The organism is Pseudoalteromonas sp. APC 3893 (assembly GCF_030408095.1).
Lineage (GTDB): Bacteria > Pseudomonadota > Gammaproteobacteria > Enterobacterales > Alteromonadaceae > Pseudoalteromonas.
On sequence record NZ_JASDCD010000007.1, the window covers coordinates 116,937 to 129,933 of the forward strand.

The following is a 12,997-nucleotide window of genomic DNA, read 5'->3' on the forward strand; positions in this document are numbered from 1 at the left end:
GGCTAAGAGGGATACAAGGGGCTTTAATTTGTCAGCCCCATTAATTTTATAAAGGGGTTGGCTCTAATACAGCCATATTTAAAATCACCACTGGGGTTTTGGGTACAAAGTCATAACCAATTTTATCGTTGAAACCGGTTTCTACTTGCATGATTTTATCTAGTGTTTCATAGCCGTCCATCACAGTACCAAAGACTGCAAAGCCCCATTCACGGCCAGGGTTTAAGTGGTCGTTATCATCCATATTAAAAAAGAATTGGCGGGTGCCTGAGTGAGGTTGTCTATCTTGGTAAGCCATTGCGATACTATACATATCGTTTTTAGAGCCGTTACCGCTCTCGTTAAAGATAGGGTCGCCTTCGTAAACACCCTCATAGTCTTTATCGTAGCCACCACCTTGAATGACAAAGTCACGATCGTTTTCCATATCACGTTCTACACGATGAAATACAGTGCCTTTATAGCTGCCATCCATCACATAGGTCAAAAAGTTATTAACCGTGATAGGGGCTTTAGAGCGGTCCATTTCAATGACGATTTTCCCCATCGTCGTTGTAATTTCAACGCGTGGGAACATATTGTTCTTTTGTACAAAGCGGCCTTCTGTGGCGGCCATTAAGTTTTGGCTAATTAATAAAAATGCGCAGAATATAAAAAGACGTTTCATGTTTAACCTTCTAAAAATGCTAGTAATTCAGGATCTGATACCATGCGGGTAATTAATTGTTCAGTCAACTTATTCAGCTGACCTTCTATTTTTGCTCTGTCGTGACCAAGCGGGCCTTCAAGATTCGCATTACCGCGGTAAATTTTACTAAAGTTGCTTGAGCTTCGGATGACTCGCACCCCTAGCTCTATTTTAGCATTACTGATATGAGTCACCATTTGTTCGGTAACAACGGCTTGCAACGTATGTATGTCTACCTCAAAACGTGTGGTAGCTAGATTAGAAATACTGGCACCATTACGACTTAAAGCGCTATCTAAAATACTTTTAATTGATTCAGTTATGCCCTGGCTGGCAATGGTTTGTGTTTTATCTGATTTGATTAATTTAAGTGTTGCAGCATCGCCACGTAAATCAATAACACTGGTACTAAGGCTTTGGTTAATTGAACTAACTTTACCACTTTGGTAAACCGGATTTAAGATCAATTGATTGGGTTGGCTACTACTGCAGCCACCTAGGGCTAATAAAATACAACAAGGTAAAATGTAGTTTTTCATTGCTATAGCATTCCATTATTTTTAGTTGCGCTTAAAACGACGAACTTCTTATTTGAGCCAAGTAATTGGCAATTACCAAACATGCGCTTTAACTTGTCATGATAATCAAGATGACGATTGCCAATAATACGTAATTCGCCGCCATTTTTTAAGGTGTCTTTTGCTTGTTTAAACATTTGCCATGCAATATGGTCGGTCACAGCTTGTGCCTGATGAAAAGGCGGATTACATAAAACAATATCAGCACTTTCACTTTCAAACCCAGCTAAACAATCGTTTTCGATAAATGAACACTGTTCAAACTTATCTTCCATATTGAGTTCAACGTTTAGTCGTGCAGATTCGACAGCCATATAAGATTCATCAACAAAGGTGATTTCAGCATTAGGGCAGCGTGATAATGTCATTAATCCTACTACACCATTACCACAGCCTAAATCAATAATTCGCTTTGCTTTGCTCGATTGCGGTAAGTAATTAAAAAAGAACCGTGCACCAATGTCTAGCGAGTCACGTGAAAACACATTCGCGTGGTTGCTAATACTAAAGTCAGTGCCTTCAAGTGGCCAGTTTACTGGAAAGTCAGCCGCTTTATAGCCCCCTGTAGCTTGACTTATAATTAAGCGTGATTTTTTAACTGCTAAACTTGTTTTAGTTTCACCAATATAGTGTTCAAACGCTTTAATGGTCGAATTGTGAATATCTTTTGTTTTACCTGCGCCAATGACGGGAGTGCCCGGTGCAAGCACTTCGCTGAGCTCTGATAACTGATATTGCATAAACCCGAGAGTACGTGGCACCTTCATAAGCACTAAATCTACGTTTTCAGGTAGTGCAGATAAACTGTCCAGTTGACTGAAATTTGCTGTGGCAATTTTGTTTTCAGCTAAGTTATACGCAGCAGCTTGATGGCTAATATAAGAATCATTGACTGAACAAACTGTTAATCCTTGTTTACTAAAATAGCAAGATAAAGCCCCGAAGCTGTCATTAAAAATTAGCAATGAGCGACAATCAGGATAATGTTCAGTAACATAGTCAACAAGGTACTGATCAGCAGAGTCCCATGCTTGTAGGCTACGGTTTTTTTGATCTAGCGGAAAACGTTCAAGAGTAAAGGATGTATCGCCGAGCTGTGCTTGCGTGGTCATAATAGTTTAGTGATCAGTAATCAAATGATAGGTAAATTCTAACATGCAACGGCCAAACGCCAACCCCCAACAGTTACCAAATGGCTTTTCTTACCAAAGAACCGCCCTTAGTGCGCAAAAAAGCCTCGATTTGTTTTATCATTTACAGCAAAACTTGCCTTGGCAACAACCCATCACTACAGTGTATGGCCGAACAGGGGCTATTCCGCGGCTGCAATGTTTTATCAGTGATAATGACATTGAATATGGTTATTCGCAGAATAAATTAATTGTCGAACCTTGGCCTGCTGTATTATTGGCTATGCGAAAACGGCTAGAGCAGCATTTACAGCAACCTTTTAACTCTCTATTGGTTAATTATTACCGCGATGGTAATGACACCATGGGCTGGCACAGCGATGATGAAATAGAGCTTGGCTCTGAGCCCACTATAGTGTGTATATCACTTGGCGCAGAGCGCGCATTAAAGTTAAAGCATAAAACCAGCCATAAAGTGAGTGAGGTAAAACTACACAGCGGTAGTTGTTTAGTGATGCATGGCCATAGTCAACGTGATTTTCAGCATGCTATAGCAAAGCAAACTACCTTGGCTCATCCGCGTATCAGTTTGACGTTTAGGTATATTTTACCAAAACCCAACTAGCCAATTTACAAGCTTAGTTGTTATAGTAGAGCAATAAATCTGTTTTAAAGTGATCGTTTTATGTCTATGCAGCAACAAATACAAAGTAAAATTGCCGATGCAATTGCTTGTAAACACCTTAATGTAGTTAACGAAAGCCATATGCACAGCCGTGGTGAAGATTCTCACTTTAAAGTTATTGTCGTCAGTGAGGAGTTTAGCGGCAAACGTTTATTACAACGTCACCGTCAAATTAACGAAGTTTTAAAAGATGAATTAGCTAATCATATTCATGCGTTGGCTATTCATACCTTTACCCCCGATGAGTTTAGCGAGCAAGAAGGCAATGTTGCTGATTCGCCAACGTGTTTGGGTGGCTCTAAATTAGATTAACGGCCAGGTCTGAGAGTATTGAATACTGATCAGACCTGTATTTTTACAATTAGCCTTTAAACTAGCGCTAATTTTTATTGAAATAGATATAGGATGATCAATGGTCATTAAGCCTAAAATTCGCGGATTCATCTGTACTAACGCCCATCCAGTTGGCTGTGCAGAGCACGTACAAGAACAAATTAACTATGTAAAACAACAAGGCGAGCTAAAAGATGCGCCTAAAAATGTACTAGTTATTGGTGCGTCTACAGGCTATGGCCTTGCATCGCGTATTACTGCCGCATTTGGTGGCGGTGCTAAGACTTTAGGTATTTTCTTTGAAAAAGAAGGCACTGAGCGTAAAACGGGTTCTGCAGGTTGGTATAACACGGCGGCATTTCAAAATGCAGCTGATGAAGCAGGCCTCTGGTCTAAAAATATCAATGGCGATGCGTTTTCTAACGAAATCAAGCAAAAAGCGATTGATACAATTAAAGCTGACTTAGGTAAAGTTGATTTAGTTATCTATAGCCTTGCATCTCCTCGTCGTACTGATCCAAATACTGGTGAAACTTACTCTTCTACACTTAAGCCGATTGGCGATGCGGTGACGACTAAAAACCTTAATACGTCAAAGCGTGAAATTGATGAAATAACAGTAGAAGCAGCAAGCCAAGACGATATCGACAACACCATTAAAGTGATGGGCGGTGAAGATTGGGAAATGTGGATTGATGCACTTAAAGAAGCCGACGTATTGGCTGATAACTTTAAAACCAGTGCTTACACCTATATTGGTAAAGAGCTAACGTGGCCAATTTACGGTCATGCCACAATTGGTAAAGCAAAAGAAGACTTAGACCGTGCAACTGTAGCAATTAAAGAATCTACTAAAGCACTTAACGGTGAAGCGTATGTATCTTCACTTAATGCGGTAGTTACGCAAGCAAGTTCTGCTATTCCAATTATGCCACTTTACATTTCTGCACTATTTAAAGTGATGAAAGCGGATGGCACCTATGAAGGTACGATTGAGCAAATTCATAGTTTATTTACCGAGAATTTATATGGTGATTCTCCACGCTTTGATGACGGTGGCCATTTATTCCAAAACTACAAAGAATTGGAAGATGATGTTCAAGCGCGTATTCAAACTGTGTGGGACAGCGTAACCACAGAAACAATTGATGAACTAACTGATTATGTGGGTTATCACAATGAGTTTTTGCGCTTGTTTGGTTTTGGTATCGACAGCGTTGATTACGAACAAGATGTAGAACCTGTTGCACACATTGCAAACATGATTGACTAATTCTGTTCGTTAATTGAAAAAGTCGCTACGGCGACTTTTTTATTGCCTGCAATATATTGTTTGAGTTATTTACGGATATTTTCTGTTTAATTTTCATCCTTACTCGCGGGCAATTACACTTTGGTCTATATTGAATTTTATTCAAATGTAGCTATTGAGCTAAATTACTGCTCCTGTCGTATAAATTTCATATTTACACTCGCATAGTGACCCTGATTGGTGTTAAAATTCGGGCAATATATGTGAGGAGTTTTACTGCGTTGCTTGCTTTGTATCTTAAACAGGCAGTTCTTTGATATCTTGAATTTGCTTGAATAGTCAAAAAGCGACGTGGTTGGTACGATTTTTCAGTTTCTTTCCGTTAATGTAGTGCAAGTGCGTATGATCAACATAAAAAAAGGTCTGGATTTACCCATAGAGGGCGCACCTCAGCAAGTTATTCATGATGGCTCAGCCGTCAAACGTGTAGCTGTGCTAGGTGAAGAGTTTATTGGTATGCGTCCAACCATGCATGTTCGTGTGGATGACCAAGTTAAAAAAGGCCAGGTACTTTTTGAAGACAAAAAGAACCCAGGTGTATTATTTACTGCCCCAGCTGCTGGTACAGTAAAAGAAATTAATCGTGGTGCAAAACGTGTGCTGCAATCTGTCGTTATTGAAGTAAATGGCAGTGAGCAAATCACCTTTGACTCTTTCAAGGCCGATGAGCTTTCAAGCTTAGACCGTGAAAAAGCCAAAGAAGTACTAATTCAGTCAGGTCAATGGACAGCACTTCGTGTTCGCCCATTCAGCAAGGTAGCGGCAGTGGATGCAAATCCTAGCTCTATTTTTGTGACGGCTATCGACACTAATCCATTAGCTGCAGATCCTGCGGTTATTATTGCCGAAAATGCGCAAGCATTCGAAGCAGGTTTAGCTGTGGTATCTCGTTTAACTGACGGTAAAGTATTTGTTTGTAAACAAGCAGGTAGCCAAGTACCTAGCTCATCAATCCCTCAAGTAGAAGTACATGAGTTTGGTGGCGTACATCCGGCTGGCCTTGTTGGCACACATATCCATCACTTAGACCCAGTATCTGCAAGTAAGCAAGTTTGGCATATTGGTTACCAAGACGTTATTGCGTTTGGTCACTTATTCCTTACTGGTGAAATCAGCACTGATCGTGTTATTTCTCTTGCCGGTCCACGTGTTAAAAACCCTCGTTTAGTGAAAACTCAACTAGGTGCTGCACTGGATGATTTAGTTGCGGGCGAATTAGAAGACGGTGATAACCGTGTAATTTCTGGTTCTGTTTTAGCAGGTGCTATTTCTGCAGGTCCTCAAGCATTCTTAGGTCGTTACCATGTTCAAGTATCAGTATTACTTGAAGGTCGCGAAAAAGAATTGTTTGGTTGGATCCGTCCAGGTAGCGATAAATTCTCAGTGACACGTACTTTCTTATCTCACCTTGCGCCAAGTCGTTTATTTAAAATGACAACGTCAACAGGTGGTTCAAAACGTGCCATGGTGCCAATTGGTAACTATGAGCGTGTTATGCCGTTAGATATTTTACCAACGCTTTTATTACGTGACTTAATCTCACGTGATTTAGATGGTGCTATCTCATTAGGCGCACTTGAACTTGATGAAGAAGATTTAGCGTTATGTACCTTCGTTTGTCCAGGTAAATACGAGTATGGTTCAATCCTACGCGATTGCTTGACTACGATCGAGAAGGAAGGCTAGAGAGATGGGTTTAAAGAAATTTCTAGAAGATATCGAGCCGCATTTTGAAGCCGGTGGTAAACATGAAAAGTGGTATGCCCTGTATGAAGCAGCAGCAACTATTTTTTATACACCAGGCTATGTAAATAAAGGCGCGACACACGTTCGTGACAACATCGACCTAAAACGTATGATGATTTTAGTGTGGATGGCGACGTTCCCTGCCATGTTTTTTGGTATGTTCAATATTGGTCATCAGGCCGCCGGTGCATTAGCACAAGGTTTTGAACTAGCAAACTCTTGGCAAGTTGGTTTGTTCCAGTTATTTGGTGGTGAATTAACCGCTAGCTCAGGCTGGGGCGCTAAAATGTTTTACGGGGCATGCTTCTTCTTACCAATCTACGCAGTAACCTTTGCTGTGGGTGGTTTTTGGGAAGTATTATTTGCTTCAGTGCGTAAGCATGAAGTTAACGAAGGTTTCTTCGTAACGTCAGTGTTATTCGCTTTGATCCTTCCAGCAACGATTCCTTTATGGCAAGTAGCGTTAGGTATCACGTTTGGTGTAGTAATCGCTAAAGAAATCTTTGGTGGTACTGGCCGTAACTTCTTAAACCCTGCATTAGCGGGCCGTGCATTTTTATTCTTTGCATACCCTGCACAAATTTCAGGTGACACAGTATGGACCGCAGTAGATTCATTCTCTGGTGCAACTATGCTAGGTCAAGCGTTTGTTGGTTCACTAGACTTTAGCAACATGGAGCTATGGTGGAATGCGTTTTATGGTTTCATTCAAGGTTCTGTAGGTGAAACATCTACACTTGCATTGTTAGTGGGTGGTTTATTCCTTATCTATGTTCGTATCGCTTCTTGGCGTATCGTGCTAGGTGTGTTCTTGGGTATGGTTGCAACTGCATTCTTATTAAATGCAATTGGTTCTGATACTAACCCAGTATTTGCAATGCCTTGGCATTGGCACTTAGTATTAGGTGGTTTTGCTTTTGGTATGTTCTTTATGGCGACAGACCCAGTGTCTGCTGCATTTACCGATAAAGCAAAATTCGCATACGGCGCACTAATTGGTGTGATGGTAGTAATGATCCGTGTAATCAATCCTGCATTCCCTGAGGGTATGATGCTAGCAATCTTATTTGCTAACTTATTTGCACCATTATTCGATCACTTTGTAGTGCAGGCTAATATCAAGCGGAGGTTGGCACGTAATGTCTAGTAATAACGAATCAATCGGCAAAACGCTAACCGTTGTTGTTGCACTATGTTTAGTGTGTGCAATCATCGTATCGTTTGCTTCAGTTCAGCTTCGCCCATTACAGCAAGCTAACAAAACGCAAGATATTCAAAAAAATATCTTAGCCGCAGCGGGTATCGATGCAGTTGAAAATATCTCTGATACATTTAACTCAAAAATCGAAGCACGTGTTGTTAATATGGAAACTGGTGAGTTTGTGGATGTTGATCCTAACTCATTTGATTTCGAAAAAAGCAAGTTCGACCAGAACATCAGTAAGTCTTTAAAAGAGAAAGGTGTTAAAGATATAGCTGGTATTCAGCGTATGACTGATAACTCACCTGTATATATCTCGAAGAAAGCAGACGGTTCTACAGATGCAATTATTTTACCAATCCAAGGTTATGGCCTTTGGGGTGTGATGTATGGCTTCTTAGCACTTGAAAGCGATGGCGAAACTGTTAAAGATATTAACTTTTATAAGCACAACGAAACACCTGGCTTGGGTGGAGAAATCCAAAACCCACAGTGGACTGCAAGTTGGAATGGTAAAGAGTTACCAATCAATATTGTAAAAAGTGGCGCTAAGAATGAGCATCAAATTGATGGCTTATCAGGTGCAACTTTAACGTCTAATGGTGTTGATCACGCAGTTGACTTTTGGACTGGCGAAAACGGCTTTGGTCCTTTCCTTGCGAGAGTACGTGAAGGAGCGTTGAAATAATGGCTGATACTAAAGAAATGAAGTCGGTCCTATTTGGTCCGGTACTGGCAAATAACCCAATCGCACTACAAGTACTTGGTATTTGTTCAGCGCTTGCGGTAACGTCTAGCTTAAAAAATGCGTTAATCATGTCAATCGCATTGACGTTGGTTACTGCTTTTTCAAGCTTCTTTATCTCAATTATTCGTAACCAGATCCCGTCATCTGTACGTATTATCGTGCAAATGACCATCATTGCGTCATTGGTAATCGTTGTTGACCAAGTATTACAAGCCTTCTCTTATGCTACGGCGAAAGAGTTGTCAGTATTTGTTGGTCTGATCATTACAAACTGTATCGTAATGGGTCGTGCAGAAGCGTATGCGATGAAGTCGCCACCGCTTATGTCATTCCTTGACGGTATCGGTAATGGTTTAGGTTATTCAGTAGTGTTACTAACTGTTGGCTTTATTCGTGAGCTATTTGGTAAAGGGTCATTATTTGGTGCTGAAATCATCCCGCTTGTGCAAGATGGTGGCTGGTATCAACCTATGGGTCTATTGATTTTACCACCTAGTGCTTTCTTCATCATTGGTTTATTCATTTGGGTACTTCGTACTTATAAGAAAGACCAAGTAGAAGCGAAAGGGTAAGGGGCAGACAATGGAACATTATATTAGTTTATTCGTAAAAGCGGTTTTCATTGAAAACTTAGCGCTAGCTTTCTTCCTAGGTATGTGTACTTTCCTTGCAGTATCAAAGAAAGTAACTACGTCTATCGGCCTAGGTGTGGCAGTTATCGTGGTATTGGGTATCTCAGTACCAGTTAACAACTTGGTTTATCATGCGGTTCTTGCACCTGGTGCACTTGAGTGGCTTGGCTACCCTGAAGCAGACCTTAGCTTCTTACGTTTCTTGACTTTCATCGGTGTTATTGCAGCACTGGTACAAATTCTTGAAATGGCATTAGATAAGTTCTTCCCTGCACTATATAACGCGTTAGGTATCTTCCTACCATTGATCACAGTTAACTGTGCAATCTTTGGTGCGGTATCTTTCATGGTAGAGCGTAACTATAACTTCGGCGAGTCTGTGGTTTATGGTATCGGTTCTGGTGTAGGTTGGGCGCTAGCAATTACATTACTTGCTGGTATTCGTGAAAAAATGAAATATTCAGACGTGCCAGACGGCCTACGTGGTTTAGGTATTACCTTCATCACAGTTGGTTTGATGGGTCTTGGCTTTATGTCATTCTCTGGTATTTCACTTTAATAGGTAGCGAGGATAAATCATGAGTTATGAGATTTTCTTAGGCGTTGGTGTTTTCATCGCTATCGTTGTACTACTAGTTTTAGTCATCATTGGTGCTAAATCTCAGTTAGTTGCAAGCGGTGACATCATCATCGGCGTAAATGGCGATCCAGATAAAGCCATTAAAACATCAGCAGGTAGTAAGCTATTAGGTGCGCTATCTGAGTCAGGTATTTTCGTATCATCTGCATGTGGTGGCGGTGGCTCTTGTGGTCAGTGTCGTGTACACATCAAAGAAGGTGGCGGCGATATCTTACCAACAGAACTTGATCACATCTCTAAAGGTGAAGCCCGTGAAGGCTGTCGTTTAGCGTGTCAGGTAAATGTTAAAAACGACATGGAAATTGAACTAGAAGAGTCAATTTTCGGTGTTAAAAAGTGGGATTGTGAAGTTATCTCTAACGATAACAAAGCAACCTTCATCAAAGAGCTTAAGCTACAAATTCCTGATGGCGAGTCAGTACCGTTCCGTGCCGGTGGTTATATTCAAATTGAAGCCCCTGCGCACCACGTTAAATACGCTGATTTCGATGTACCAGAGGAATACCGTGGCGACTGGAACCATTTTGGTTTCTTCAAACTGGAGTCAAAAGTAGACGAAGAAACAATTCGTGCTTACTCAATGGCTAACTACCCAGAAGAAGAAGGCATCATCATGCTTAACGTGCGTATTGCTACGCCGCCGCCAAGAGATTTAAGCTTACCTTGTGGTAAAATGTCATCGTACATTTGGTCACTTAAAGAAGGTGATAAAGTGACTATCTCTGGTCCATTCGGTGAGTTCTTCGCAAAAGAAACTGACGCTGAAATGGTATTCGTAGGTGGTGGTGCTGGTATGGCGCCAATGCGTTCACATATCTTTGACCAACTTAAACGTTTGAATTCTAAGCGTAAGATGAGCTTCTGGTATGGTGCACGTTCTAAACGTGAAATGTTCTACGTTGAAGATTTTGACGGCCTAGCGGCTGAAAATGACAACTTCGTATGGCATACAGCACTATCAGATCCACAACCTGAAGATAACTGGGAAGGCTACACTGGCTTTATCCATAACGTGTTATTTGAGAACTATCTTAAAGATCACGAAGCGCCAGAAGATTGTGAGTTCTACATGTGTGGTCCTCCAATGATGAACGCTGCTGTTATCACAATGTTGAAAGACTTAGGTGTTGAAGACGAAAATATCTTACTAGATGATTTCGGTGGCTAACACTGATACCAAAACAGTTTAGTTTTGGTTAGAATATCAGCCTCGTAGCAATGTTTGTTACGAGGCTTTTTTATATCAAATTTAAAGTAGGCTGCCATGAATAGAGTTTTTCACCCGCAGGCATTAATTGCCTTATTTATTCTTACCTTCACTTTACTTATATCTGGCTGTGGTCAAAGTGATGAACCGCAAGAGCTTTATCTTGAAGGTAAGACCATGGGTACGACTTATCACATCAAAGTATTTGCTCAGCAAGAAAAGCTCGACACACTTAATTTACTGCCAGAAATCACTGAGCTGTTAAAAGGCATTAACTTATCAATGTCGACTTATATTAAAGAGTCTGAGATTAATCAATTTAACCGCTTAGCTGTCGATGAAGTCATGCCAATTAGTAGTGACTTTAGAGCGGTGGTGAGCGAATCAATTCGCCTAGGGGAGTCAACTAAAACTCTCGATGTGACAATGGGACCCTTGATTGATTTATGGGGCTTTGGTCCAGATAAAAAACCAACTAAGCGCCCAACAGACGAAGCATTAGCTAACATGATTGCTAAAATTGGGGTTGATAAATTAAAACTGACTGAGCAGGGTTTAGCAAAAACGGTTGACGGCTTAGAACTTTCGTTTTCATCAACAGCAAAAGGCTATGGCATTGATAAAGTAGCTGAGCTGCTAGAAAGTCACGGTCTAACTAATTATATGGTCGAAATTGGTGGTGAGCTGCGCATTGCAGGTAAAAAGCCTAACGATCAGGATTGGCGCATAGCGATTGAGCAACCTGATGCAGAGCCAGGCACACGCAAAGTACACCATATTTTAGCGCCAGGTAATAATGGCATGGCAACATCGGGTGATTACCGTATATTTTATGAAATGGATGGTGTGACTTACAGTCATTTGATTGATCCAGTTACCGGTATGCCAAGTCGTCATGATCTCGTATCAGTAACCGTATTACATCCATCAGCAATGACAGCCGATGGTCTTGCTACTGCATTGACTATTATGGGCATGGATAAAGCTCAAGCCTATGCAGAAAAAAATGACTTAGCGGTCTATCTAATAGCTAAATCGAAGGATGGTTTAGTGACTTATTCGAGCCCAGCATTTAAACCCTATTTGTAGCAGAGCACAAAGCGGTTTATAATACACTCAGCTTGGCTACGTTAGCCAAGCACCTTTTAATTGCTGAACAATAGGGGCTAAGCAATGTCACTTTTTCTTCTTACTTTTGGTTTACTTATTTTAATTGTCGCAGCAATGGCCATTGGCATGATTATGCAGAAAAAATCTATGGCGAGTAGCTGTGGTGGTCTAGGCTCAGTAGGTATTGATAAAGCTTGTGATTGTGATGACCCATGTGACAAACGTAAAAAGCGCATGGAAAAAGAGCAAGTTTGGAAAGAAAACCAAATTTTATAATCTCGATAAACTAGATTAAAAAGCGCCTTGTTTAAAATTGGCGCTTTTTTTGTGGCTTTAAAGTGGTAATTAATGAAACCATTTACAACTAAAGTGTATTTTTTACGTCACGGTGAGCTTGAGCAGCAAAATGTATTAGCTGGGCGTAGCGACTTTGAGTTGAGCAAGAAGGGTGTTCAGCAGTTAGAAGATGCAGTTGCAGGGCTGAGCGATATCACTACAATAAACAGTTCTCCTTTAAAACGTTGTAAGCTCTTTGCACAACAGCTTGCCAATACTCGCCAACTACCGCTCAATATAGACAGTGCAATTGCAGAGTATGATTTTGGCGATTGGGATGGGCAAAGCTATGAAGTACTTTGGCAACAAAGTAGCTCACCGACAATCGGAGGCTTTTGGCAAAACCCTTGGCAAATTACGCCCCCCAATGGCGAATCCATGAATGCGTTTTATAGTCGAGTTGAAACGTGGTGGCAGCAATTTTTAGTGATGAACAGCGCACAGAACACAGGACCCCACTTGGTCATAACCCACGCTGGCGTTATCAAACAGCTGTTAGCGATAGTATGTCAGCTCCCTCGTGAGTCGCTCATTAGCCAAAATGTGTTTTCAATCTCTTATGCTGCTCTTATTTGTGTTGATGTTTACATTGATGAACAAGGTGAAGCTTGGCCTAAAATTGTTTTCTAAGCTGTTTTTAGCCATCTAGAA

The 12,997-nt window shown here is 40.9% G+C and carries 15 protein-coding genes; 12 read left to right on the forward strand and 3 right to left on the reverse strand.

Annotated elements, in window-relative coordinates; translation table 11 throughout:
• Positions 1-46: 46 nt before the first annotated feature.
• Genes QMA12_RS10915 through QMA12_RS10925 form a run of 3 tightly spaced genes read right to left on the reverse strand, consistent with a single transcriptional unit; the run spans position 47 to position 2,378 of the window.
• On the reverse strand, positions 47-667 hold the full coding sequence (locus QMA12_RS10915) for a peptidylprolyl isomerase (protein ID WP_087530992.1): 621 nt from the start codon (positions 665-667) through the stop codon (positions 47-49).
• Positions 668-669: 2 nt separating this feature from the next.
• A complete protein-coding gene (locus QMA12_RS10920; RefSeq protein WP_290210195.1) occupies positions 670-1,227 on the reverse strand; it encodes a YajG family lipoprotein in 558 nt (185 codons plus the stop codon).
• Positions 1,228-1,229: 2 nt separating this feature from the next.
• Positions 1,230-2,378, reverse strand: a complete 1,149-nt coding sequence (locus tag QMA12_RS10925) for a methyltransferase (RefSeq protein ID WP_290210196.1) — start codon at positions 2,376-2,378, stop codon at positions 1,230-1,232.
• A gap of 43 nt (positions 2,379-2,421) precedes the next feature.
• Between QMA12_RS10925 and QMA12_RS10930 the strand changes: the two genes are divergently transcribed.
• From QMA12_RS10930 to QMA12_RS10985, 12 genes are all read left to right on the forward strand, one after another.
• Entirely contained in the window at positions 2,422-3,021 is a 600-nt protein-coding gene (locus tag QMA12_RS10930; protein WP_290210197.1) for an alpha-ketoglutarate-dependent dioxygenase AlkB, read from the forward strand.
• Positions 3,022-3,081: 60 nt separating this feature from the next.
• Entirely contained in the window at positions 3,082-3,393 is a 312-nt protein-coding gene (locus QMA12_RS10935; RefSeq protein ID WP_290210198.1) for a BolA family protein, read from the forward strand.
• A gap of 100 nt (positions 3,394-3,493) precedes the next feature.
• Positions 3,494-4,687 (forward strand): enoyl-ACP reductase FabV, encoded by a 1,194-nt coding sequence (gene fabV, locus QMA12_RS10940; protein WP_087530987.1) that lies wholly within the window; start codon positions 3,494-3,496, stop codon positions 4,685-4,687.
• Between the two features lie 381 nt (positions 4,688-5,068).
• Complete coding sequence (locus tag QMA12_RS10945) at positions 5,069-6,412, forward strand: Na(+)-translocating NADH-quinone reductase subunit A (protein WP_087530986.1); 1,344 nt, start codon at positions 5,069-5,071, stop codon at positions 6,410-6,412.
• A 4-nt stretch (positions 6,413-6,416) separates the two neighbouring features.
• Positions 6,417-7,619: an NADH:ubiquinone reductase (Na(+)-transporting) subunit B gene (locus tag QMA12_RS10950; protein WP_087530985.1), complete on the forward strand. Its 1,203-nt coding sequence runs from the start codon at positions 6,417-6,419 to the stop codon at positions 7,617-7,619.
• Positions 7,612-8,361: a Na(+)-translocating NADH-quinone reductase subunit C gene (locus QMA12_RS10955; RefSeq protein ID WP_290210199.1), complete on the forward strand. Its 750-nt coding sequence runs from the start codon at positions 7,612-7,614 to the stop codon at positions 8,359-8,361. Before QMA12_RS10950 ends, QMA12_RS10955 begins: the two co-directional genes overlap by 8 nt.
• Positions 8,361-8,993, forward strand: a complete 633-nt coding sequence (locus tag QMA12_RS10960; protein ID WP_087530983.1) for an NADH:ubiquinone reductase (Na(+)-transporting) subunit D — start codon at positions 8,361-8,363, stop codon at positions 8,991-8,993. The genes QMA12_RS10955 and QMA12_RS10960 overlap by 1 nt, the downstream gene beginning before the upstream one ends.
• A 10-nt stretch (positions 8,994-9,003) precedes the next feature.
• Positions 9,004-9,612, forward strand: a complete 609-nt coding sequence (gene nqrE / locus QMA12_RS10965; RefSeq protein ID WP_016708692.1) for an NADH:ubiquinone reductase (Na(+)-transporting) subunit E — start codon at positions 9,004-9,006, stop codon at positions 9,610-9,612.
• Between the two features lie 19 nt (positions 9,613-9,631).
• A complete protein-coding gene (gene nqrF, locus QMA12_RS10970; RefSeq protein WP_087530982.1) occupies positions 9,632-10,861 on the forward strand; it encodes an NADH:ubiquinone reductase (Na(+)-transporting) subunit F in 1,230 nt (409 codons plus the stop codon).
• Positions 10,862-10,957: 96 nt separating this feature from the next.
• A complete protein-coding gene (locus QMA12_RS10975) occupies positions 10,958-11,989 on the forward strand; it encodes an FAD:protein FMN transferase (protein WP_290210200.1) in 1,032 nt (343 codons plus the stop codon).
• 84 nt (positions 11,990-12,073) lie between these two features.
• On the forward strand, positions 12,074-12,286 hold the full coding sequence (gene nqrM / locus QMA12_RS10980; RefSeq protein ID WP_087530980.1) for a (Na+)-NQR maturation NqrM: 213 nt from the start codon (positions 12,074-12,076) through the stop codon (positions 12,284-12,286).
• Between the two features lie 72 nt (positions 12,287-12,358).
• Positions 12,359-12,976, forward strand: a complete 618-nt coding sequence (locus QMA12_RS10985) for a histidine phosphatase family protein (protein ID WP_290210201.1) — start codon at positions 12,359-12,361, stop codon at positions 12,974-12,976.
• The last annotated feature ends 21 nt before the right edge of the window (positions 12,977-12,997 follow it).